The 24,620-nt window shown below is 51.7% G+C and carries 21 protein-coding genes; 7 read left to right on the top strand and 14 right to left on the bottom strand.

Translation table 11 applies throughout. From position 1 onward, the window contains the following. Positions 1-96: 96 nt before the first annotated feature. From KP814_RS09670 to KP814_RS09655, 4 genes are all read right to left on the bottom strand, one after another. The gene (locus tag KP814_RS09670; protein ID WP_216736584.1) at positions 97-3,726 is read right to left on the bottom strand and encodes an ATP-binding protein; all 3,630 of its coding nucleotides are present in this window, start codon (positions 3,724-3,726) and stop codon (positions 97-99) included. Between the two features lie 67 nt (positions 3,727-3,793). Then, positions 3,794-4,465 carry a DUF4194 domain-containing protein gene (locus KP814_RS09665; protein ID WP_216736583.1) on the bottom strand — a complete coding sequence of 224 codons (672 nt, stop codon included), beginning with the start codon at positions 4,463-4,465 and terminating at the stop codon, positions 3,794-3,796. Continuing rightward, positions 4,462-5,937: a Wadjet anti-phage system protein JetA family protein gene (locus KP814_RS09660; protein ID WP_216736582.1), complete on the bottom strand. Its 1,476-nt coding sequence runs from the start codon at positions 5,935-5,937 to the stop codon at positions 4,462-4,464. The genes KP814_RS09665 and KP814_RS09660 overlap by 4 nt, the downstream gene beginning before the upstream one ends. Before the next feature lie 105 nt (positions 5,938-6,042). Beyond that, complete coding sequence (locus tag KP814_RS09655) at positions 6,043-6,936, bottom strand: FHA domain-containing protein (RefSeq protein ID WP_216736581.1); 894 nt, start codon at positions 6,934-6,936, stop codon at positions 6,043-6,045. A 179-nt stretch (positions 6,937-7,115) separates the two neighbouring features. Between KP814_RS09655 and KP814_RS09650 the strand changes: the two genes are divergently transcribed. Beyond that, on the top strand, positions 7,116-7,973 hold the full coding sequence (locus KP814_RS09650; protein WP_253938284.1) for a PP2C family serine/threonine-protein phosphatase: 858 nt from the start codon (positions 7,116-7,118) through the stop codon (positions 7,971-7,973). Positions 7,974-8,029: 56 nt separating this feature from the next. Then, a complete protein-coding gene (locus KP814_RS09645; protein WP_216736579.1) occupies positions 8,030-9,844 on the top strand; it encodes a serine/threonine-protein kinase in 1,815 nt (604 codons plus the stop codon). Between the two features lie 3 nt (positions 9,845-9,847). Here the strand turns inward: KP814_RS09645 and KP814_RS09640 are convergent, their stop codons facing one another. Next, a complete protein-coding gene (locus KP814_RS09640; RefSeq protein ID WP_216736578.1) occupies positions 9,848-10,825 on the bottom strand; it encodes a hypothetical protein in 978 nt (325 codons plus the stop codon). Between the two features lie 365 nt (positions 10,826-11,190). Here KP814_RS09640 and KP814_RS09635 point away from each other — a divergent pair, with 365 nt between their 5' ends. Further along, entirely contained in the window at positions 11,191-12,303 is a 1,113-nt protein-coding gene (locus tag KP814_RS09635; protein WP_216736577.1) for a triacylglycerol lipase, read from the top strand. 77 nt (positions 12,304-12,380) lie between these two features. Here KP814_RS09635 and KP814_RS09630 read toward each other — a convergent pair whose 3' ends face one another. Together KP814_RS09630 and ilvG are read right to left on the bottom strand one after the other, a co-directional pair. Continuing rightward, on the bottom strand, positions 12,381-12,662 hold the full coding sequence (locus KP814_RS09630; RefSeq protein ID WP_216736576.1) for an ACT domain-containing protein: 282 nt from the start codon (positions 12,660-12,662) through the stop codon (positions 12,381-12,383). Continuing rightward, a complete protein-coding gene (gene ilvG / locus KP814_RS09625) occupies positions 12,659-14,368 on the bottom strand; it encodes an acetolactate synthase 2 catalytic subunit (RefSeq protein WP_216736575.1) in 1,710 nt (569 codons plus the stop codon). Before ilvG ends, KP814_RS09630 begins: the two co-directional genes overlap by 4 nt. 755 nt (positions 14,369-15,123) lie before the next feature. On the opposite strand from ilvG, the gene KP814_RS09620 reads away from it, so the two are divergent. From KP814_RS09620 to KP814_RS09605, 4 genes are all read left to right on the top strand, one after another. Continuing rightward, positions 15,124-15,615 (top strand): JAB domain-containing protein, encoded by a 492-nt coding sequence (locus KP814_RS09620; protein ID WP_216736574.1) that lies wholly within the window; start codon positions 15,124-15,126, stop codon positions 15,613-15,615. Between the two features lie 357 nt (positions 15,616-15,972). After that, complete coding sequence (locus KP814_RS33370; RefSeq protein WP_371824048.1) at positions 15,973-16,020, top strand: hypothetical protein; 48 nt, start codon at positions 15,973-15,975, stop codon at positions 16,018-16,020. A 64-nt stretch (positions 16,021-16,084) separates the two neighbouring features. After that, a complete protein-coding gene (locus KP814_RS09610) occupies positions 16,085-17,104 on the top strand; it encodes a hypothetical protein (protein WP_216736573.1) in 1,020 nt (339 codons plus the stop codon). Positions 17,105-17,113: 9 nt separating this feature from the next. Next, a complete protein-coding gene (locus tag KP814_RS09605) occupies positions 17,114-17,608 on the top strand; it encodes a hypothetical protein (RefSeq protein ID WP_216736572.1) in 495 nt (164 codons plus the stop codon). 411 nt (positions 17,609-18,019) lie between these two features. Here the strand turns inward: KP814_RS09605 and KP814_RS09600 are convergent, their stop codons facing one another. The 7 genes from KP814_RS09600 to KP814_RS09570 form a co-directional block, all read right to left on the bottom strand. After that, positions 18,020-18,790, bottom strand: a complete 771-nt coding sequence (locus KP814_RS09600; RefSeq protein WP_216736571.1) for a nuclease-related domain-containing protein — start codon at positions 18,788-18,790, stop codon at positions 18,020-18,022. A 759-nt stretch (positions 18,791-19,549) separates the two neighbouring features. Next, positions 19,550-20,035, bottom strand: a complete 486-nt coding sequence (locus KP814_RS09595) for a hypothetical protein (protein WP_216736570.1) — start codon at positions 20,033-20,035, stop codon at positions 19,550-19,552. 106 nt (positions 20,036-20,141) lie between these two features. Continuing rightward, complete coding sequence (locus KP814_RS09590) at positions 20,142-20,363, bottom strand: AlpA family transcriptional regulator (protein WP_216736569.1); 222 nt, start codon at positions 20,361-20,363, stop codon at positions 20,142-20,144. Positions 20,364-20,700: 337 nt separating this feature from the next. Next, the gene (locus KP814_RS09585) at positions 20,701-21,342 is read right to left on the bottom strand and encodes a response regulator transcription factor (RefSeq protein ID WP_216736568.1); all 642 of its coding nucleotides are present in this window, start codon (positions 21,340-21,342) and stop codon (positions 20,701-20,703) included. Then, positions 21,339-22,862, bottom strand: coding sequence for a sensor histidine kinase (locus KP814_RS09580; RefSeq protein WP_216736567.1), 1,524 nt, complete (start codon positions 22,860-22,862; stop codon positions 21,339-21,341). Before KP814_RS09580 ends, KP814_RS09585 begins: the two co-directional genes overlap by 4 nt. Continuing rightward, positions 22,823-23,833, bottom strand: coding sequence for a hypothetical protein (locus KP814_RS09575; RefSeq protein ID WP_216736566.1), 1,011 nt, complete (start codon positions 23,831-23,833; stop codon positions 22,823-22,825). The genes KP814_RS09580 and KP814_RS09575 overlap by 40 nt, the downstream gene beginning before the upstream one ends. Next, positions 23,803-24,498 (bottom strand): hypothetical protein, encoded by a 696-nt coding sequence (locus KP814_RS09570; protein ID WP_216736565.1) that lies wholly within the window; start codon positions 24,496-24,498, stop codon positions 23,803-23,805. The genes KP814_RS09575 and KP814_RS09570 overlap by 31 nt, the downstream gene beginning before the upstream one ends. Positions 24,499-24,620: the final 122 nt, after the last annotated feature.

Below are 24,620 nucleotides of genomic sequence, written 5' to 3'. Positions count from 1 at the left end.
ATAGTTATTGGTAGCGTCGTGACGTAGGAATAGATAGCTGAAGCACGAGGGCCGGAGCCCTCGGCTTGCATGTTGAAAACGTAAGTTAAAACGTCTTCAACCAAACTCCTCCATAAAATCCAGCGCGAACTGGTGGCGGATTTGTTTGCGGTGGTTGGCCCAGAGTTCGGCGATTTTTTCCTGGTTGCACTTTTGCCTGTCCACCAGAACGCGGGTTTGCAGCTCGCCAACCGGGCGGGTGGTGGGGCATTTGGTGAACACAAACTGGTTGCTGATCAGGTCCATGAAGGGGCCGGATTTGCTGGTGGGCATAATGAATACCAGCTGCAGGCCCAAAGTCTGGGTCAGATAGTTGATGACCTCGCGGGAGCGGGTTTCGTCCATTTTCGAGAAGGCTTCGTCCACCAGCACCATACGCAGATGACTGTCGCCTTCGTTGAAGCGGAATGCGGAGGTGATCGCCGCCGAGCGGATGATGTAGGCCGGGGTCTCCAACTGGCCGCCGCTGCCTGTGCCGTATTGCGACAACGGAATCGGTTGTTTGCCTTGCGGCTCCTTATAAATCTCGTAATTGCGGTAGTTGCGATAATCTGAGATGCGTTCAAGCTCCCGCATCGCTTTTTGCTCGTCGTCGGACAGCAACATCGCCATCATGCGGTCGCGCACTTGCGAGGCTTTCTTCGACAACTCCGCGTCAAACAGCGTTGCGCCTTCGCCGAGATTAGGCAGGGCGATGATTTCCTTGAAGAAATCCCAGTACTCCTTGAATTCTGGCACCCACGTCCAGTCGAAGCGGAAGGATTCACGATCGGCGCCGAAACGATGGTGCTCCAGCTCCCGGTTCATGTCTTCCAGAATCTTCTTGCCGTCATTGATGGCCTGATAGATGGCGTGACAGAGGTGGGTGACGAAGGTGTTGTTGAATGCCAGTTTCAACTGCGTCAGCTTCTCTTGTTTCTCCACCAGAATATTGTTTTTCAGGCGGTTGCGAATTTTGTCGATTTCCCGGCTGACTTCACAGATGCGGCTGAAGAATGCGCGGTTGTGCATCTGGTCATAGTCGGGCAGATAGGCGATCTGATCCAGTGGATTGCTCGACTGGTTGTGCTCAATCAGCTTGTTTTCGAACTGTCGCGCCAGGCTTTCAATGTTGGATTGAGTATCCTGCAACTCCAGATGCAACTGATCGGAACGGATGCTTTCCGCACATTGATCCGCTTCCTGCAGCCGCGCTTCGCTATCGAAATTCGGCCATAGGGACGCAATTGAGCGCAGAGACTCTTCTTTTTCGTCCTGTTTGGTTTCCGAGGCGTCTTTACGTTCGCTGAGCGCTTTACAGAGATCCGCCTTCTGCGCCAGCTCGGTTTGCAGACTGCCTTCCCGCTTAAGAAGAACCTCAATACGTTGCTTGAGTTCTTTGTCCTGTTGCTTGAGTTGCTCCAGCTCTTGTTCCAGTTGCTCGAAGTCAGCCAGGTCCAGGTGGGCCAGGCGATCTTCCGCTTCGCGCAGTTCCCGGTGAATATCGAGCATGGCTTTCAGGCGGTCGGCGTAGGACAGCGGCTTGATCTGATCCGCGGCGCGCAGCAGATTGGACAATTCCTGCCACTGCTCGCCGGCGCGTTGGTGCTCGATGCGGATTTGCTGCAGCTCTTCTCTCTTTGCGTCCAGAGCGCGTTCCCGCGCCTCCTGTCCAAATACCAGCTCACTGTCGGCCACGTCACAACGGAACATGCTGTAAGAGCCGGAGCCCAGGCCGTTGGCGGTGACGCCGCGACGGGTCATCCGCAACTCTTCCTCAGAGCGCACCCGCAGCACGTTGCCGTAGCTGGCGGTGATGTAGTAGCGCGCGGTGGCGTGGCTGAACTCCATGACATGGATAATGGAATCTTTGTCCAGGTTCATGCGCTCGCAATCGCGGCGGGCTTTTTCGCCCTGGATTACGCGCGCCTGTCCGCCGCCTTTCAAGGAGCGCAGGATGCGGGTGGCGCGGGCTTCGTATTCCGGCTCCACCAGAATCGAGAAGCGACCGCCGCCGACATAGCCTTCGATGGCGTTTTGCCATTTGGGGTCTTTGATTTCGACGTAATCGCAGAGCACTCGGGGGTCTGCCTCGGGGCACTCCCGGCGAATCGCCTCTAACGCTGTTTTGACGTGGTAAGGATAAGTGACCTGACGCGTCTCCAGGCTTTCGATTTCCGCCTGTTTCTGATGGCGTTGCTGCTCCAGCTTCTGATTCAGGCTCTCGCGCCGGTGCAGGGCGCGACTGACTTGGTCGCGCAGGCTGACGCCGTCTGCGCTGATTTCTCCATCGTGCCACTGGCGCTGCCACTGATTGGCTTTCTGTTGAATTAATAACGCCTGATCGAGGTGGCTTTCAAGGGGAGAGATATCCACCCAGTCGCGTCCCAGCAGGGCGGCGAAATCCACCTGACCGTGTTGTTTCAGTTGGCTGAACTCCAGGGCTCCCGCCCAGACATCCTTATGCCCCAGACGCGGTACGTCATCCAGGATATTCTGGTTCTTCATCAGGTTGATGATGTTATTGGTGGCCTGAAAGATGGCGTCCAGACGATGATTCTGCTCCAGCAGCCCCGGCGCTTGTTCGTGCAGGGCGCGGCCATTGGCGGCGATCAGCTTCTCCAGCTCGTCTTTCTGCTGCAGGGGTTGATGGCCCATACGTTTGGCGGTCAGCTCCAGCAGGCGGCCCTCGATCTGGTCATGTCGGGCTTCCAGCGTATCGCGCTCCTGCTGGTTGGAAACTTTCTCATCCTGCAAGGACTTCTGCTGCTTCTTAGCGGTGAGATAGGCTTCCTGATCCGTCAGATACTGGTGACGCGCGGCGACGTATTGCCAGACGTTCAAATCGATCCAGCGTTGAATATAGCTCTCGCCGTAGCCCGTGGCGTCGCTCAGAATGCGAATGGCGTTCTTGAGGCGGGACGCGTCGCTTTCCATACCGTGGATAGTTTTGAGCAGATCGGAAACGGAGCGGATCGCTTCGCCCAGGTCTTTCTTTTCCAGGATTTCATTGGCGACGAAATCATTGATGCTTTTCACTGGCTTATAGGCCATGAAACGGGAGAATGCGCGCGCGGCGTTCATCGCCTCACGCTCCGGCACCTCGTGAGATTTGCCGCGCAGAATGCCGTAAAGGCGTTTTAGATAGCCTTTCTTGGTATCGTACTTCTCCACTTCGAATTTTTTACGCAGGCGCGCCACGATCTTGTCCATGGGCATGACGAATTTGTCGCCGCTGGCCTCTTCACCCTGCAGGTCGGTCAGGCTGATTTCCGCCCCGGGTAATATCAGGAAGAACAGGTCGTCCTGGCGCGCCACCCGTTGCGAGCCAGCCTGATCGATGTGGGCGCGGCAACAGATAATGGCGGTGAAGGGCTCGGCGGACTCGCCTGTCGTTGGATGAAAACAGGCGGCGATATAGCCTTCGGTGGGCTCCAGACGGGCGAAGCTGCCGTCGTCGCAACCGAGTACATAGGAAGACAGCGTACGCACCTGCTTGCCGCCGCGACCCCGTTGCGTGGTTTCATCCTGGCCTGGGTTGTAGGTAAACAGGTAATCGTGGGCGGCGGTCATCACTGTCTGAATGGCGTCTGCCGACGTGGTTTTACCGGAACCGTTGCCCCCGGAAAGCAGGTTAATGGGGCCGAAATCGAATTCGCTGTTGGGGATGTTGCCCCAGTTAACGTAGATGCATTTCTTTAGAAACATGGTGCTCTCAAATCACTGATAGTGGACGCCGCCTTATTTATTCCGTCCTTGGGCCAGCTTCCGCCGGTTAGCTTTCTTCCGGGGACGCCGCTGCGTCTTCCTGCTGCGCCTCTTCTCCCCGCAACGCAGACAGCGCTTCATCGCTGACGAAGTTGACGATTTGCGGACGGATGCGGACCCAGCTTTCGCCGCTTTCCAACGTGTCTTCCTGGCTGAATTGCAACAGACGCAACTGACGTAGGCGCTTCAGCAGCTGGCGGCGTTCCGTCAGATTCTCCGGCAGGGTGCGTTGCAGCAGGTTCTTCATGGCGATGGACAGCGCCTCAAAGCTGAGCGTGACGCCGCCCTGATCGTCCACCTGACCCTCTCGTAGGGCTTTGTCGTACTGGCTGCGCAATACCAGAATCAAGGCGATTTCCTGCTGATTCAGGCGCGCGCGCAAACCGGTGTTGAACGGCTGATCCACCTCATCGTCGAGACCTGGCGCCTCCGCTCCCGGCGGATACGCACGGATATATTGGAACTGACGGTCATGCAGCAGACGCACGCCGAGAACGGACAGATAATCGTCCACCAGCTTGTCGATGCGCAGGTAACGATCATACAAAGATTGTTCGATCAGGCTTTCATCGCGGCAGATGATGCTGTAATCCAGCAGACGCAGCACCAGCTCGCTGAAGTCCGTTAACTGAAGTCCTTCAGAGGACAGTTCATTTTCAAGGCATTGACTCAGAATCATAAGGTGTCTTGCATCGCTTTTTTCGGTCGTACTTCGATGATGAAATCATCCGCCTGCAGTAAATATTCATTGCTGACCAGATCGCCCGTCGGCTCAACCACGAACTCGTATTCGCTGGAGAGTCCTGACACGGAGCCCAGTTCCACGGCATGCATCGCCGCCAACAGATCGGGAGCGGCGTTAATGGGCAGATGTTTGGTCTGGATGCGCTGGCCGCCCCGTAGCGCCTGAATCAGATACTGACGGGTACGGTCGTCATTGATGACGAAAGCCTGATCCAGCGCGTGTTGTATGAACAACTCTTTACGAGCGCCCTGATCCAGCGGCTCATCGTTGAGCACCCGGCTGTCCACGGTAATCTTACGGCGACCTTCGCGCAGGCTGATCTGTTTGGGGTCGATAAGGCCCACATTGAGATTGGCCATCAGGGCGCCTGCGCGCTCCAGACGCGCCTGTTGCTCCTCCGCCGGCAGCTCGGTCAGCTCCTGGCAAATCTGCACCATGTCATTATGGCGCTGGCTGGCCAGATAGCTCATTTGACGGATAATGATATCTGCGCGTCGGGTGAAGTTACGCAACGCGCTGCGCAGGGCAGGCAACATGATATCGCAGGCGTTGGTGAGTCGGATTTCTATATTATCCAACAGCAGCCAGAGCAGGGATTGCCCCTCCACCACGCGATCCGGCAGCAGACGGCGCAGTTCGCCTTCGGCGTGCGCCTTGGCTTCTTTGGGGAGCCTGCGAATCTGACGCACCTGGGACATGATCTCGTCCCGGTGTTTCTCCACGGAGTCCGCCGACAGACGCACTGACAAATCCGGCTGGAAGCGTTTGTCCATGAAGTCGAAGAATTCATCGCTGGCTCGTTTGATCAGCGCGGTGATCTCAATTTCTTTCACCAATTGGCGCTTGCGATCTTCCAGCTCAGTAATAATGTCAGTGAAGTCGCTGATGATACGTTCGGAGTATTCGTAAGCGTCCAGCAGGTCGTGGACTTCGCCGGCTTCAATAAACGCCCGAAGCGCATTACGGGTATTGCGGGTGTTGCGGTGACGGGTGCGCACCGATGCGCCGCTGAGCTCCACAAAGGGCTGGGTGAACAAACGCCCTTTACGGCTGAAGTGGTAGCTGGACTGTAGCGTAACCTCGTCGACCTGTACTTCCAGCCAGCCGTAATCAATCAGTGTATTGAGAATCCACAGAGCCTTGTCGCGATCCGTACGGAAACGCCCTTCGGTTTCGCTTTCTTCATCGGTTTCCAGCTCCGGCGCGCGAGTCAGGGCGGTTTGGAAGATCTCCACCATCTGCTCTCGCTTCAGAGCGTGGCCGTAGTCCGCCATGCTGCTGTAGAAACGTTGATACAGCAAACGCAGGCATTCCACGATCATTTCGCGGTATTTGCTGGTCAGCGGACGAAAGAATTGCGGGCAGTCTGTAGAAAAAAACTGCTGAAAACGGTCTGGATTCGACATCAGTAACGGCTGTGCAGGTTGTTCTGGGGCGACCGCCTATTATAGGGGCAAGGTGGAGGAAATCCCATGAGCAAAATGTAACAGGGGATGCCCCGACCGGTATCCTTACCGGAGCAGGAAAAAGGCTGACAGGGCGCCGAACACCACGGCGAAGCCGATGACGGTGTAAAGCAGATAGCCGCTTTTGGATTCCGCTTTGGCTGCGACTTCCTGAGCGGGAGCAGGTTTCTCTTGCGCCGGTTTTCTGGCGGCTTTGGGCGGCGCAGCAGGTCGCATTGGGCGTGGCGGCGGATTATTGGCGACGGTTTCTTCACCGGTTGGCGCGGGAGAGGGCGCTTGGGCAACGGCGTCTGGACGCACGATGGTGCGGTCGCCGTCATCTTCGGGCCCGGTCACGGTAAAGGTAACGACGTCAAAACGCAGACGATCGCCTCGTTTGGCGCGCCCCTGGGTAATGCGCTCGCCGTTCAGGTAAGTACCGTTGGTGGAACCTAAATCCTTGACCAACATATAATTTCCCGCCACAGTCAACTGGGCGTGCTGACGTGACAAATGGGACACCGGCACAGTGATATCGCACTGTTCGTCACGGCCGATGATGACGGTGTCTTCGATCGGGTAAAACGATTGCTTGGCCCAGCTGGCGTTGGTTTGCAGGCCCCATTCATTATGGGCGATGCTTTGCGGCGCTTCGTGTTTCGGTTTATGCTCGGCACCGGGATGCACCACTTTAAAGTGGGCTTTTCCCAGTTGGATGGTATCGTTTTCGTTGATTTTTACGGCTTTTTGCACCTTTTTGCCGTTAACGCCCACGACATAGTCGGGGCTGAGGTTCAGCAGATACAGCTGTTCCTCCTGCAAACGAATCTCGGCATGAAAGTCCTGGATGTCCGGCTGGTTGAGAATCAGGTTGTTGGAAGAATGCTTACCTATTTTCAGGCGCGGTTCTACCAGCCAGATGCTCTCCCGGCTTCCATCGGTGAATTGCAGTTTCAGCATGCTGCTAGGGGCCTCGTTAAGCTCACACTTGTGGAAATGACTACTGAATTAAGGTTCTGCCGGTCAGAAGGCGCTTTAACACTTTAGAGTATAGTCAAGGAAACTAAACTGAAAACCCATCTATACTAAAGAAATATACTTTTTTAATCCCCATGAATCAGGGACTTGGAAATCTTTTAATGCAAGTAGGTTTCGCAACTCATACCGGCCGGCGGCAGCAAAATCAGGATAATGGATTAGTAGACGAATCGACAAGTCTCTATGCCGTCGCCGACGGCGTTGGAGGGGGCGACAGTGGGGAAGTCGCCAGCGCGAGCGTGTGCCAGTCCATGCAAAGAGCGGTGCACGCCGGACATCCATTGGAGCAGGCTATTCTGCTCGCTCATCAATCCTTGTTAGGCGACGACATCAGTGGCGAGCGCGGCTACGCGGCGTCCACCGTTGCGGCGTTGCATGCGCATTCCGATGAAATGGAAGTCGCTTGGGTGGGTGACAGCCGCGTGTATCTGTTGCGGGACGACCTCGTCATGCAGATGACGGAAGATCATTCCGTCGCGCAACGCAGCACTGGACTATCTGAAGAAGAAGCGGCGCGCATTCGCCATGTGCTCACCCAGGCGGTGGGCGCTGCGGGTGAGGGTGGGCTGCATGTGGACGCCTATCGCGTGCCCCGTCAGGCGGGGGATGTCTGGTTGATGTGCAGTGATGGACTGCATGGCGTGGTGTCTGAGGAGCGGATTCAGGAAGTGTTGGCGCGTCGCGGTAACTCGCAGAGTAAAGCCGATGAGCTGGTGGAAATTGCTCTCACTAATGGCGCTGATGACAACGTTACCGTGCTGGTGGTGACTGATAAAGACGGCGCGCCCCATAGCAACGCCGCTCCCAAGCGCGATTTGTCCGGTGAAAAAACCCGACCCATGCCGCCTTTCGCCGAGTCGAACGCATCACAATCCGCATCGGGACGGCCTTGGCGTTACATGGCTTTAGGCGGCATACTGGCCGCAATACTGTTTTTGGCGCTGGCGTTCGCTCTTTAGCGCTTTGGAGAGATTCGGCGACGGACTAATGCATCTAATTCGGAAAAGATAACTACATGGCGTGGCAGGGATACAAAGTTCTCAGCAAGCTGGGCGAGGGCGGCATGGCGACTGTATACAAAGCCCTGCAGGAGTCGCTGCAACGTCCTGTCGCCATCAAAATACTGTCCGCCAACCTGAAAGATCACCCTGAGATTCTGGAACGCTTCGAAAAAGAATCTCTCATCATCGCGCAACTGAATCACCCCCACATCATTCATGTCATCGATAAGGGCGTTACCGGCAAGGGACGCCCTTATTTCGTCATGGAGTATGTGGAAGGCATGACCCTTGAGGACGCCATCAACCGCGGAAAGCTCGACTTTTCCCGCAAAATGGATGTGCTGGTGCAGTTATGCAAGGCGTTGGCGTACGCACATAAGAACGGCGTGATCCACCGCGACATCAAGCCGTCCAATATTCTCATTGACAATGATTGGCAGGCGCGGGTGCTGGATTTTGGCATCGCGCATTTCTACGACTCGTCCAGCAAACAAAAGACCCTGCATACTGAAACCAGCAACATTATGGGCACGTCCGCCTATATGGCGCCGGAACAGCACAAGTCGGCGGACGCCGCCTCAGTGCAGAGTGATATCTATGCGCTGGGCATCCTCATGTATGAGTTGTTCACAGGAGTCTGTCCGCAAGGAGAAATCCCTCCGCCGCGCAAATTTGAGCCGGAGATGGCGCCGGCCTTGAACTCGCTGATCATGCGCTGTCTGGAAAAAGACCCGGCGGAGCGGCCGGCCTCCGCAGACGAGGTGAAAAACGGGTTGCTGCATATTCTGCAAGGCGGCCATCTCAGCAAGGCCCAGAAGGAGCGGGCGCTATCCAACAGCGAGGCGATAGAGTCCAAGTTTTCCCTGTTGGACGTGCTGAAGGAAGATCGTCATAGCTCCGTCTATTTATATGAAGATCAGGGCAAACAGAAGCTGCTGATCATGAAGAAGTTGCCCGCCGACACGCCGGGGATCAAGGAGCACAAGCTGCTGGCGCGGCTCAGTCATCCCAATATCTGCAAGATCCTTGCAGTGTCGAAGGGGGATAAGGGTTACGTTATCGTGACGGAGTATCTCCCTGGCGGCTCTATGGCCGAACAAATGCTGGCCCCGCTGCCTGCGGTGAAAGTGGTGGAGTGGGCGGAGCAAATTGCGGAGGGGCTGGCGTTCGCCCATCGCAACCGGATTGTGCATGGCAATTTGCGTCCCAGTAACCTGTTGCTGGATGAAGAGGGCTCCATCAAACTCACGGATTTCGGCTTGCGCGCGCACTATACTGATTCAGACGAGCCGAACTGGTATGAAAATGCCGACGCCAAGGGCATTCTCGGCGACATGTTCGCGCTGGGCGCTATCTGCTATCACGCGCTGACCGGACAACCACCGGTGATTCGCGGACAACGTCTGGTGCGCAGTAAAAGATTTACCGAGCTTCATAACCGGCTGCAAGAGCTGATTACTCGGCTGTTGGAGACACGCCCGGATAAACGCTATCCCTCGCTGGAAGTGGCCATGGCGGATATTCGCGGGGTCTTGAAAAACCTGCGTGCGCAAACGGCGGCCAAGCAGACGGAAGCGATCAAAAAGCATGTGTCTCAGGTCGCCAAGAAAGAACGTCGCTATCGCCCGCCGATTCGCTGGGGACGGTTGATTTTCTTCATGCTGGTGATTGGCGTCGCGGCGGAAGAATACTTCTGGGGGCACGGGTATCGTTATCTCAAACCTTACATTGACCCCTATCTACAGCAGATGCAGGAATCCGACGCCTGGATCGAATGGTCGGAGAAAGCCAAGGAAGTCGGCCGCAAAACCAATCAGATTGATTGGTGACCCTCAATTGATTCCGTATTGTTGTGAGCTCTCGAAACGAAAGTAACCGCTGGCTTCTTCGGCGGCGATGATATCCGCTTCGTCGCCAAAATATTTCTGCTGCAGCGCCTGAATACGCGCGGCGTTCTGCGCGTCACCCTCTGTCAGCGCCTGCCGTTGCGCCATATAGGCGTCGCCGTTCGCTCTCCGTTCGTCCCGGGTTTTATCCAGATCCCCCCAACGGCTCAGCGCCGCCTCATCCATTCCCAGTTCTTCACGTAAATGGCGTAGCTGCGAATAGCGCTGTTCCGGGGGCATGGTCCGCAATTGTTCCTGCACAGAGGAGAGACTCAGAAAGCGATCGGTCAACTCCTGCTTCTTATTGTTGATGAGGTGTTCGGCTTTTTCGGGGAAGCTGGCCAGGATTTGTTGTTTATATTGCGCAATTTTCTCTTCCACAGGAGCGGAGGACTGTTCCAGGTCGGCCAGGCGATCTTGAAACTGTTCGGCCTGCCACTGATCTTTCCAGATCTCGTAGGCTTGTTCGCCAAACAGCGCCTCACGTTTTTGCCAGAGGCGAGTGCGCTTTTCCGCGTCGCTCAGGGACATCAGAGCATAGCGTTCCGTGTTCATCCACTCGGTATAGGTTTCCAGAGCGACGAAGGTCTGCATCAACGCGTCCTGCAGGTCAGGAAAGGCGGCGCCGATCAGAATGGCCAGTTGTTCTCGCCAGCTTTCCGGATAGCGGCTTTGTACGAAACGCATGAGCTTTTCCAGCACCTGGACCTGAACTTTCGGATGTTGGATATGCGCCCCGAAGGTGCGTTGTAAATATCCAATCAGTTCCTCTTCTTCCAGATTGCGTTGGGCGAGGGCGTCCTGGGACGGCGTTGCAGTCTGAACGGTGGACGTGGATTGCGACGCTGCCGTCAAAGCAGAGGTTGGCGCAGGCGATGTTTGCTGTGTCGCGGCGTCGCTGGAATGTCGATCATGCCAAAACACGACGGCGGATATCAGAGTTAAAGCGAGGCAGCCGCTTATCAGGAGTGCGCTTCGACGTGAAGTAGCGTTTGTTATTTTTGTCATGCCTGGGATTGTTATTGTTTAGTCAGAGCGAATGCAAGCCTGAAGGCGCCGCAACAATTGCGGGTTAAGTTTTAATGGGAAAAATTGTCGGCGCCATCACACATTCGGGGGATGGTACAACTGAACTGTGCTTCATATTATGATTTACTCTAATGTCGCTGAGCGGAGTTCCTCCACGTAACCTGCATCGGCGCCGGCGTAGAACAAAAATAAAAAACCGAATTACGATCAAAAGAGTCGTATTACCTCGTTACAACAAAAACAAAATGAGGACTGAAAACATGAAACCAATGCTCAAGGCCGTTCCGGCGGCGCTTGTTTGCGCTTCGTTGGTCTGCGCACCGGTCGCTCAGGCCCGGGACGCAGACAAAACCAAGTACCCCATCGTCTTCGCTCACGGCATGGCCGGGTTCAACAATATCCTGGGACTGGATTACTGGGGCGACGATTTCGGCACTTATGTGCTCGATCCCTGCGATAAATTCCTTGAAATCGCGTGCAACGGCGACATCAACGATAATCAACAAAGCTACGTTTCCGCCGTACAGCCTTTCCATAGCTCCGAAGTTCGCGGCAAGCAACTCGCGGATAACATCGAAAGCTACATGGCCACCACTGGTAATCGTTACGTCAATCTGGTGTCTCATTCCCAAGGTGGGGTAGACAGCCGTAAGGCGGCGCGCGTGCTATACGAACGTAAAGGCTATCGGGTAGTGAAGACGCACGTCAGCGTTTCCTCTCCACACAGGGGGTCTCCCGTCGCCAAATTTATACTCGACAATTTCCGCGACTCCATCGTAGAAGTGCTGGCCAATTTCTACGGCAATGTCGTTTACGCCGCAGGCAACGACGCGGTGGCGGGCGCCAAGCAGCTGGTGTATGACGATTATGAAGCCGACGGCGTCACCACTGGCATGAAGGCGTTCAACCAGAACTATCCCGCCAGCGGCGCCTATATCGAACATGCGGCGTCGGTGATGACGGCGCAAAGCGGACTGAACGTGAACCCGGCGTTATGGCTGGTGTCGGAAGGCCTGTTCAATATCGACGGCAACGGCTATTGCCTGGACGATTGTAATAACGACGGCGCCGCCGGGCAGGGTGATGGCGACGCCAATCAACGGGACGACGATGGCCTGGTCGGCATCAACTCCCAGCAACAAGGGGAGCGGTTGCAATATTACGAGCATTGGGGATCGCTTGATTCCATCTACGCGCAGCCGGCGTTTGGCTATGTCAGCGACCTGAACCGACCCAGCGAATTGCAATCCACGTCTCTCGCTTACGTGCTGAATCAGGATCATATCGACGTCATTGGCGTTGGTCCTGACACCTTCGATGAAATGGAGTTCTACGCGGCGATCACGGACTACATCGCCGATCGCGGGCATTAAGCTCATAAGGGAAGGAGCGGCGGGACGCCGCGGCGATGGGGGAGCGGGAAACTCCACCCATCGCCTGCCGGGACGGCTCAGGCGCAAGCCAATTCAGGTGGTGCGGCCTGAGTGGGTTGATTGAGCGCCTTTAGCGTTTTCACATCCAATAGCTTTTGCAATTGTCGCAGCAGCGTTTCCGGTGGACGCGAACCGGAAACGATCAGTTGCGCCTCGTAGACATCCGCCAGTCGCTGCAGTCGCAGGTCCTCCACTTGAAATCCGCGTACGCGCACCACTCGCATAACGCGTTCGAGAGCGCCAGGCTGACTGGATATTTGGCATTCAAAAATAGTTTGCGGATGTCGTGGGGAGGTCATGCGGCTCTTCCTTTTTGCTGATTGGCGATAGTGGTCGCCGGAGCGTTCTCCAGCATATTGGCGTTGGCTTCGCCGGGTTTAACGATCGGCCATACGTTGGTTTCTTCTTCAATGTGTACGTGCAGCAACATTGGTCCAGGGTAGGCGAGCAGCGTTTCGATACTGCGACGCATCTGGCAGCGCTTGCTGATAGTCATGGCGGGGATACCAAAGGCTTTGGCGATGGCGCTGAAGTCCGGGTTATCAGAGAGATCCACCTCGCTGTAGCGGCCGGCGTAGAACAGCTCCTGTTGCTGGCGCACCATGCCCAGGCGCTGGTTGTCCAGAATGATGAGCTTAATCGGCAGGCCATAACGCTGGATGGTGGCGAGCTCCTGCATATTCATCATGAAAGAGCCGTCGCCGGACACGTTGATAACCGGCGCGCCGGGTTTTGCGAATTGCGCTCCCATGGCGGCGGGAAGGCCGTATCCCATGGTCCCGAGTCCGCCGCTGGACAGATGCTGGCGCGGGTGATTGAAGTCGAAATACTGCGCCACCCACATCTGATGCTGCCCTACGTCGCAGCTTATGATGGCTTCAGGCGGCGTTACTTTGTCCATGGTGGCGATGAAGTCAGGACCCTGAATTGGCGCCGGATCATCCTCGTTTGAAGTGGAAGCGAACCCGTTACGGCTCTTGCTCGCCATACATTGCTCGCGCCACTCCGCGATTTCCAGAGGCTGGCGCAGCCCGCGCAGAATTTCCCGCATGTCGCCCAAGAGTACGCAGTCGGCGCGTTTGATTTTTCCTATTTCGCTGTGGTCGCAGTCAATGTGAATAATGCGCGCGTTGGGGGCGAAGGCGCTGGGTTTACCTGTCGCGCGGTCATCAAAGCGTGCGCCGATAACGATGAGCAAGTCGCATTGCTCCACCGCCTCGTTAGCGGCGCGGGAGCCATGCATGCCCAGCATGCCCAGATTAAGAGGATGGCGCTTGCCGGGGTTGCCGACGCCTTTCAAAGTCACCACTTGCGGAATACCGGTGGCGTCCGCGAAATGGCGGTAGCTGGTCACTGCTTTTGCGAGCATGACGCCGCCGCCGCTATAAATCAGCGGACGTTTTGCGGCCTTGATCATTTTACGGGCTTGTCCCAACGGATTGTCCCAATCCGTCAGGTCGCCTCCGCTGCTTTCTGTGGCCAGGGAGGCCGGTGCGGGCGTTGAGTCCAGCTCTTCCAGCAATACGTCTTTGGGGATATCCAGCCATACCGGGCCGGGGCGGCCGGACATGGCCAGCGCAACGGCCTCGTCCATGATGCGCGGCAGGTCGTTGGCGTCTTCCACCAGGTATGAGTGTTTTACTACGCCTAAGGTCATGCCCAGGATATCGCTTTCCTGGAAGGCGTCTGTGCCGATCAGGGCGCGTGGCACTTGTCCGGTGATAACCAGCATGGGAATGGAGTCCATGAAAGCGTTAGCCACGCCAGTGATCAGGTTGGTGGCGCCGGGACCGGAGGTGGCCAGACAAACACCGAGTCGGCCCGAGGCGCGGGCGTAGCCGTCGGCGGCGAGGGCGGCGGCTTGTTCGTGACGGCAGAGGACATGTTTGACATCGGCGTCGAGGAGCGCGTCATACAGGGGCATGATGCAGCCCCCTGGATACCCGAAAATGGTGTCAACGGAGTGCTTCGTCAACTTCTCGATAATACATTGTGCGCCGTTCATATCCTCTGTTCCCGTCAGTGGCCGCTTGCTGCGGGGGCCATAAAAAAACCCCCGGTTCTTGCGAAGCGGGGGTTTTTCGAAGTCTTACTTTGCTAGTTCCGACTCGTAAACGCCAACCCCCGCGAAGGTACGACGACCACCGCGACGATAATAAGGTTGACGACTAGAATCAGGGCTTGCTTCATGTGTTTGCTAAATTCGTACTTTAAATTCGACTGTTGTCAGAAATCTTGAATGCTTTTTGACCTGGAAATCAGGTCTGAAAAATATAGACGCTGCCTTTTCAGAAGGCAACCCCCTTTTTGCAAGTTATTTTTTTCATCCTCATTTCAACCCTTAACGAACCCAGTCAGTTGCTGGCGCGGCTTAGGTTTTTCGATACGTATTTTCTGTCGCGTTCACCTGTTTGGGGGATGGCATAGTGTTGCTTGTTTGTAAAATTTATTCAATATATCAATCATTTATGCGTTTGTAGGCTGTGTCCATAATCTGGTTAATTGAAGTTTGGTACACATCTGGGACACTTTTAGAGCCAGTGAAAAAATTGATTGGTCTGTTCTACTCCCCTGTCCTCAACTTTTCTGCTCATTACACAGGAGCTCTCTGCTTAATTGCATTTCCCTTATCCGCTATCGCCGTTATAGTAGTCTGCTTGAAACTAAATCCATACTTTCCTGATGAGTTATAAATACTTAGCCGGAAGATATCCCGGTGTAGAAACAGCCAAGATACTGAGAAAAGGAGGCCGGAAAAACGTGGCGGAAAACAAAGATAACCGGCCTACCTATATCCGCGAGATTGATATCCGGTACAAGAAAAAGCGGGTGAAGTCTTCTGCTCCCGTGAATGTGCCTTTGACGGACCCGACTTTAGTTTTTGAGCTGTTCTCTGACCTACAGAATGAGGCGAAAGAAAAGCTAATCACAGTCAGCCTTGATAGCAAGCTGAAAATACTGTGCTTTGAAGTCGTCGCTATCGGTTCAGTTGCTTCCGTATACGCGAGGCCAGTGGAAGCTCTCAGAAGCGCCATTCCATTGAATCCCTATGGCTTGATAATTGTTCATAACCACCCATCGGGCGATCCGACGCCCAGCCCAGGCGATGAGCAGTTCACATCAAATTTATTAATTAACACCACATCCCTAGGGATACAGCTTTACGACCACATCATTATTGGAGAAAGCAGATACTTCAGCTTTGCGGAAAGCGGATTGCTGGATAAATTGAAGCAGAAACTGCCAATTTAGTTCGTATAGCGAGAGGGCGAGATCAACTGGCTTTAGAATAGCTGAAGTGGGTTGCCGAGACAGATTATTCTTCCCACCCACCTTTAACCAATACCTGAACTCTATCTCTGGAACATCAGAAACAGGGTGTCTATCACACGTGTGACAAAATCACTTAAACGGAAAATACTACCCGGCATAAATCCCGAAACTGTGAGAGCCACGCAGACAAGCGAGAGGCGACACGCTGGGGAGTCTGGCAACTATAGAAGGGCAGTGACACCCAACGCGGTTATGGTTGGCAATGGCGTAAGTTTAGAGCGCGGCCACTGAGGTCGATCATATCTGGCCCAAGGTGGGTCAAACCATGATAGAAACTTGATGGGTATATGTCTTACCTGCCATCGAAGTAAAACGTGTAAATAATTGTAGTTTTAGGGCTTCGTTTGCTATTCTTGATTTTGATTAATTAAAGATCAAAGGCGCTAACATGGATGGCATATTTCTATTGGTAATAATAATTATCGCCCCATTTCTTATTCCTTTTTTGTTAGTGTTCATTAAGTATGGAGAGGGGGAGCGTTTATCAAGTAAGGTAATTTCTGTATTTGGGTTGAATGCTGAGAAAGGGTTAGCGCAACAGGGTATACTTTGGTTGTGCATCCTGGTGCCGCTATTATATTTTTTAGTACTAGGTTGCATTATTTGGAGCGAGTATTCTATTTCGGTGAATAAAGAAGGGTTCTTGAAGTTCGCTGAAATAAGTACATTTCCATTAGCAGTGCTATCTCTGTCACTACCGCTGTCCGTACTTGTTACTCGTTTGCACTCTACAATGCAAACAGCTGAACAGATTTCAATTTTAAAGAGGAAGCAAAACGCTGAAGAATTTTATGCACACAGAGATCAGCTTTTTCAATATTTTTCCCAGATTGATGAAGTTTTATATCATAAGCATTTAAAAGCTAAATTTAAAGTTAACCCTAAACTACATAAAAGGTTTTTTGTAGGTTCTCATGAGACTGGAATGCCATTAAGGAATGAAACGCGATTTCATGATGTTAATTGGCGGATTGTTAACCTTAAGCAAATGCTGGGCACCGTGATTCAGAATTCATACAAAAATGATGATGAGACGCTTAAGACATATTTGATAGCAAGTGCATCAATATTCGATTTGGCGGAAGACCTATTTCTTGTTGAGTTGCGGACATTCCTGCTCCAGAAGAGCATTAAGGTGGTGTTAGAGGTTGCCCCATCCTGTAATGAGCAATTTTTAACAGCAGGAACTGAGACAGTGCACGTTATTGTGGCATACAGGTATTTAAGGGCTTACTTTGAGTACCTATGTGAATATTCTGGTTATAGGCTACAGCAGTGGGATACGCTAGATTCAGGTTTTATGTATTCAGGTGAGCAATATCTTAATGTTAATCGATTTTTGGTCATTGAAAGTCTACATGCTACGAAAATTAAAAATATAAAAGTAAGAGATCAGGATGGTATATAGGGGTAGCTGATGTGTAGATTAGTTGAAATATTTGAATCTTCTTCGGATAAGGTAAAGCTAATGACGTGGTTTTTGTCAACGGTAACTGCATTACTAGTAGTGTGGATGGCTCATCTACTTGCCAGCCGGCGAGGACGGAAAGAAGCATTTTCCAAAAAGCTAGAGGAAATATATTTGATTTGCAATGAATATTGCGCCAGCTGTATAGATCTGATTAATGCTAAAGTTTCAGAGAAGCGAGGCGGAGCGGGACAGAAAAGTCATTTTTCAGAAGTGTTTCACAATTACCATAACTTGCATATAAAGATGAGTATGTATGCTTCTGTTTACAAGTTACAAGAGCTTGATAATTTGAGTGAGCTTGATCGATTGGTATTCCGTGAGCCAGTAGATGAGTTTGTGAATGATCCTGATAAGTATGAAAAGCTGCTTGAGTCTATCTACGAGCTCAGAGCTCAAATGCTAGATGGCCTAGCTGCTAAAACCAGAAAGCTAGTTTCATAGCGGTGCGGGGCAGGTCAAATTTCTGATATCTGAGCGACCAGCACCGCACCCCTAAGACTTTATATATTCCGCGAAATTAAAAAATTTAGCCTTGGAGTTATTGCTCTCATTTTGCGCAATTGTCAGTGTTGAAAAAAGCATGATTTGGTCCTGCCTACAACCATCATACACATCATTAAGCTGCTTTCAATGCTTCATAACTCTGACTAATAATCCAGAGGCTGAATAGATTTGCCCACATTGTGTCTACATCGATTGCCAAAGTGGGAATCTAACTAGGCTTTGGGAACAAAACCCGTGGGGAGATAATTTCTGTAATTAGTTGAGTCCACTCGGGTTCACATAGCGCCTACATAAGTGGCAGTGAAACCGAGCGAAGCGGAGTGTAAGCCATCTTGCTCTTTTGACTTGCTAGATGGCATTTTGCACAGCTCTACATTTGGGATATGCCGAACACCCCCAAAACTGCCTACCGGCATTTGCGCCCTGTTTAGCTTTGCGCAAGACCATGTTGCTGCCACATCTCGGACACTTTCGTTCTGCTAAGATGTTTGAACGAGCTTTTATCTGCTGGATGTGTTGGCGGTGAGTTTCTCGCGTGGGTTCAAGACGACCAGACGCAATTTGTTCCACTACACGCTGAACTTGCGTCTCGCTTAGAACTGGCGCCGAAAAAGACTTGATGTATGTAATGAAACCTCCGCCACTGGTAACATTTGGCGGCATCTGCGATTTGAACTTACTGTCTCCAGCAAAGACGACTACAGAATGAATCGTGTCAGGTGGCACATCGAGCACCGCCTCTAATGCTTTTACATGCTTGTAGTTTTGGCGAAGTGGGTTCTGAAATTTGAATGAATTCCTAAAGATCTTCTGTGTCCACTGAGGCTGATTTTCATTGCCGAATATCCAGCCTTTCATATTCTTTGTTTCCACAACAAAGATACCAAACTGGGAAACAAATATGTGGTCGATCTGCGTAGTACCATCTGGCGTTGGCAGAGTTACGTAATGGATACGATGGTAGGTATCTTTCGGCAACCGGAGCCGTGCTGAAAATTTAACCAGGATCTCCCCAAGAATGCCCTTCAACCATGGAGTCTTGAACACGGAGATGAAAAGGAAGATGGGAATGAGCCACCAAAGTTTGAAGGCCTGGTTAATCATTGGAGAATAATCCATTGCTGAGATTTCCTAATGCCTGCCGTCCTCAAAGTGGGCGGCAATGCTCGATTACTTTGTTAAATTTAGAGTGGTTCGCAGAGATGACAGATGCTGTCATGAAAGCTAATAGATTTTTCAATTTTACTACCAAGCTCAGTCTTATCAAAGTTATCTATGGAAGCTTTGGCTCGCACTTAACCTTGTTAAGGTTATATTGTTTATGAAGTCTTGGAACTCTTGCCGCATTTTAGGATTGTATCTTTACTTCCTCGCGCGCCTTCTTCATCGTTATTTCAACTCCATCATATTCGCTGGAGTCAAAGTCCGGTTACCCTGCGTGTTTTTTTGAATTATGTTTAAATATAAACCTTTAAAAACAGATAGTTATGAAATTGACCGATAACAAGAATTGATCAAAGAATGTCAATGTGTCCACAAAGAGTCCGCACAGTTAATAGCGGATCTACACTAAGAATGTTCATCCCATCTCTCCAGACTGCTAGCGCTGCCTACAAAATGTTGCTGGGGTCTTCAATTCATGAAAATTGAAACTTCCTGCGACTCCATGGGCTCAAAGCTTCCCCTCAGTTTCTCAATTTCATGGCGAAAAAGATTTCGCAAAACCCGCAGGCGTGGGGAGGAGTGAATATATAGCCTGCTGGTGCTACTGAGGATTGTGGTTGTGTAAGGGAAAGTTCTGTCAGATCAGGATGCACGCCTACAAGAAAGAACGACCGCCAGCAGCGGTCTTAAGATCATTGCTATTTAATAGAAGGATTAATCTTCATCAAGCAGCATGGCATTAACTGGCTTATACTTTGATCTTTTCACCGTTGAGCATGGCGCTTTACGGGGCACTTTGGGCGGAGGCGCTTGTTTCCATGTGTTTGGCGCTGTATCCGTTGCTTTCTTCAATAGTTTGCCGCCACAGTCATTAATTGGGAGCCAAGCTAATGCATAGAGAGTTGGAATGTTGGGTCTGGCTCCCTTGCGGGTTTCAATCAGCCAACCCCGTTCTTCCAACTCTTTGCGGGCTTTATGAAGCTGGTCACTGCTGGTCCATCCATAGGACTTCATTATGGTTAAACTGGCGCATAGATCGCCGTTATTGTGGCCTCTGAATTGGCTGGCTACATCCAGAAGTAAACTCTTCGCCCGGTATGATAATGAACGGAAGTTATCATGCGCCAACATATGAAGGGGGAGCTTAAGAAACGGCGCTGAATCGCGGCGATTTTTAGCGCGTTTCAATTTGTATGACATCTCATATTCCTCGACTGATCACGAGTTAGGCTGTTCAATTGAAGAGAGCGATTAGCTCTCCTCTCTGGCGCCAGTAACGGGTGATGCTCTTTCTTTCCCTCAAACCTTAATGATGTGTTTCTTTGCGATTGACCCATTGCTGGTAAGGTACTCCAGCCTTTAGGGAGGCTTGCCAATCATCAAGGGATGACTCAAACCAACCTACTGCTCTTTCTCCTAAATGCACCGGAGGCGGGAAGCTGCCGTTGGCAACGCGTTCATAAATAGTTGATCTAGACAAGCCTGTTAGCTTGGTGGTTTCTTTAATTCGGAAAATCATTTCTGCCATACTTCATTGGACTCCTACAGTATTAATCGTGACCACTCGTCACGCCTTGGAATACTATCAGTCAAATTCAGTAAAAACCAATATAAACAAAAGGTTATAGGTACTAGGAAGGGCTAAAAAGAGTGATTTTTGATCTATTTTTTGATTATTTGTCGCACAAATGGAAAATATAGGAAACTAAAAAGTACTCAATTTCCCGCAATGTCCTGAAATGTCACATACCAAAAAATTTTCATTACAATCTGGTAATGTGCGACTGAAAAACATTCAATTGGCGAATCTGAAAGAGTTTCATGGTGTGTTGTCGGACGACGCAGCTTCTTAAAGAGGGCTTCCGCTAGTCATCAATATCATCAATCACCCCTAACCTGATGGCGCATTCCCTGAAGCCTGTTCGACTGACGCCAAGCACGGGTTTGATTTTCTCAGTAATGAGATTGTTGATCCGCTTTTCGCTCAGGTTCAACTCGCTGGCGACTTCAGTCATATCGCTGCCTTGAGCGAACATTAGGAAAATCTGCTTTTCCCTGTCATCCAGTTTACGCAATGGGTCGCGCACGGCTTTCATACCGATGCTTTCCAAGACGCCGGGTGCGAAGTAATCGTCGCCTTGCGCAACGGTTTCTATCGCCTCTACTACCAGTTTCAGGCTGGCGCTCTTTTTTACATAGCCTTGCGCGCCCATGGTGTAGCACCCGGAGATGGTATGAATATTCTCTCGCATGGAAAAAATGACAACCCGAATGTGCTCATTCCGCTCTTTCAACCGTCTGATAAGAGAGATATCCCCTTTGGTCCCTTTGAAGCCAAGATCGACAACAAACACGTTTACATCCTCTCGGCTGGCGTTCTCCATTAGATCCGCCTCAGTTGAGGCGTGCCCAACGACGTCAATGTGAGGATATTGGCAAAGCATATCCCTTAATCCGCTGATGACGATATCGTGATCGTCAGCAAGAAAGACGTTTATCTTAGTCATGGCGTTAATATCGTCTGAGGGTCCATCATTTCAGGTAATTGTATGGGGAGGCGTACATGGATGGCGGCGCCTGTTTCAGGTTGTTGCTCAATCCAGAACTGGCCTCTTAGCGCTATCGCTCGCTCCTTCATGGAGGTTAAACCGTGCCCGCCGCTACCGCCTGCGGGAGGTACGCCAACGCCATTATCCCTGATGCATAGGCGAAGGCAATGTGGAGAAGCCGTTTTGTCCACGTCCAGGCTAACGCTAACTTCCGTCGCTTGGGAGTGCTTGGCGACGTTCACCAAGGCTTCTTCAACTATGCAAAATAGAGCGTGGCTGACGGCGTCGGGTAAATTTTCTGGAATGTCGATATACGCCTCATAGCGGCGTGTCGGTAGCTTTTCTCGCCATTCTTCAATGGTGCGCCTTATAGCTTCCTGTAAGCCAAGCGTATCGAGAATTTCAGGCCTGAGCCGTTCGATGATGTGGGTCGTGGTGGAGATTAACCCGTCCACTCGCTCCAGGATGGCAGTAAGCCTGTTAGCGTCGGATTGTGTGTCGGCACCGTCGGCGGCGATCTCTACGTCCCAACGTAAGCGCATTAACGAAGCGCCAAGCAGATCATGAATTTCATTAGCGATTTTGCGCTTTTCAGTGTCTTCAATATGTTTCTGCAGATGCAGCAGGTTACGCGCATCCCGGATATCTAGGATCTCCTTTACCGGCAACTTGCGCGGGTCGTTGCTCAGGTTAAAGGGATACGTGAGGGGCGCGATGATTTCTCTGCGAAATACACTGGCGATCATCGCGCGGGAGCAGATGGCGAATATCAGGAGCGCAATGAAAGTGATAACGACGAACAGATAGAAGCGCCAATCGAAATTGGGCTTTATTTCTATGGGAAGATTTACGGCGGACTCGACAATCAATCCAAATTCGCTGTCATAGCTTAGCGTATCAATGCCATCACACTGGTCGCACAGGGCGATGTTTGAGTTAATGCTCTTAATCTTATCAATGACATTATTGCGGTCTAAATACAGGGTGACGGTCGCTTCACATTGCCCAAAGGCAGGACTCAATACATAGCCTAGATAACAAATTTCCGTTGAGAGGTAATCGCTGGTCGCGGTCCCGAATGAAAAGATTTTTTCATCGCCTTGGTTCTTAATCAGAAAGCCGCTGATGTCGTCCCTGGGGATACGCGTCATCAACTCAATAAAACGCTTATTACGTTGACTTCGGGTGATCGGTCCAGAACGCACAAATTCAATAAACTCTGAAGAGCTGGCGATGATAGCCATGCGGTTAAGCAGGTTGTTGGTATAGATCTGAACAGAAGAGGTCAAATCCTCTTGGGCGTCATCTATCGCCGAGGCGCGGTATTCGAAATACAAAAAGGCATAGATGACGATGGAGATAACCGAAATCGACGCGCCAAACAGCAACACGGAAAGCGATAACTCATTTTCAACCGAGCTGAGCGTCCTCTCTCTTTTCAAAGCGTATGCCCCAACTGCAGTTTTATCATCAACCATTCTTCCTCTAGTTGGTTATATTGCTCTGTGGGATAACGCTGGAGCCAGGGCAGTGCATCAATGTGCTGTAAGAACTGCGTGTAGTCGTGCGCAAAGAGTTTGTCCTCAATATCGTCTGGCCTAACGCTCAGAAAGGGCGAGTAGTATTTGGTGGTTAACATCAACCCATTGAGAAAAGACTCGCTGGAGAGCGCTTTCGCCACGCACACAGCTACTTTGTCAGCGCTAAGTGCGGTAATCAAATCGCGGGAGATGTGCGATAACGAGGGATGTATAGTGAAGCGCAAATGAGGATTGTTGCGCAGCTTGCTCAGCGCCGCGCCGCTCCATGTGTAAGCGAAAGAGAAACTCGCATCGGAAAAGATTTTTCCAAGGCTGTTGGTAATAACGAACTGTGAGTCGCCCACCAGCGTTTCTATTCGCCGTAAGCCATTGGGACTGTGAGCCTTGGCGACGAGATTCGCCACTTCAATCGCATCGTCAATCACCACGATGCGTTTCCCTTTGGCGGCTTGAAATATATCTTCAATCTGTTGCGATTCATCAACACTGAAAGTGTTTCGGTTCCACAAAAAACCAGTTAAGGACAATTGGAACAGCGCAGTATTTTCGGTATATCCATCCCCAATGAAGCGCTGCTTGACAGCTGGGTGATAGCGATCGCTGATTTGGCTCAGGTTAACCCGTGGCGCTTGGGCGACGATATCTTTGGTGAAGTCGTAAACCACATCCGAGTGAATAATGATGTCATAGCGATCACCGTCCAGGCGTGATAGAAACTCTTGGTTGGTGTAGTAATCATCATAGGAAATCTCTGCGCCGCAGGCGCGCCCAATTTCATCCATCAAACTTGGCGCATTGAGATACCCCCACCACGTGAGAATATTCACGGGGCGGGCGTTGGCATGACCTATCAGTACGCCGAACAGCAGCGTGGAGGTCAGTACTTTTCGAATATGAAATCTATCCATCCCGGTTCAACTACGTTGTCTCTATTAAAATTCTCAACACGTTGTATGAGGGTGAGATTAAGCCCTTCCAGAAAGGGGAGCAGGTCTCGCTCGTCCTCGACGATTCTGACGGAGAGCGAGCATTCACGTGCGCCCTCGTCAACGGAATAAATGTCCGTCCAAATGCCTTGCTTTTCATTACGTCTGGACAAGTCAAACGCAGGAATATAATTCACCCACTGACCATTTAGTTCAAAGTCGCCTTCCACTGCCTCTCCCCAATAATCTGGATGATAGTAGTTTAGGGATGCGCGTCCTCCCGGCTCCAGGTGTTGATCGATCAGCCGGAACAATCCTCGCAAATCAACATCATTGGTGAATAGACAAAATGAATTGTAGGCGGCAAACAGGCGACTGAATCGCTTGGGGCTGCTGAAAGTCCTGACGTCGCAGACATGCTTCCTCGATGATGGCAGTTGTATTTGATCCGAGAAGAAGGGACTGATCTCTACCGTCTCAAGCTCCACGCCATGACTGGTTAAATGATTGCTGACTCGCCCGTATCCTGCGAATAACTCTAGGGTTGAATGCCCTTGGCAAAACTTCAGATAGAAATCCAGGTCATCAGTGAAATCGCCGGAATGAGATTGGTATAACTGCTGATCCGTAATATGAAAGAAATCCATATGTGTCCTTAAACTGTCTTCCTGAGTCGGTAATTCGTTGCTCTTGTTCGTAACTGGGTGATGAAGTTTACGTGTTGCTTTTCTCCTGTCGTAACAGGGAATTAGAAAATCTGGGTATTGAT

The sequence above is a fragment of the Hahella sp. HN01 genome (assembly GCF_018986435.1).
Lineage (GTDB): Bacteria > Pseudomonadota > Gammaproteobacteria > Pseudomonadales > Oleiphilaceae > Hahella.
This window is presented reverse-complemented; position numbering and strand designations above follow the sequence as displayed.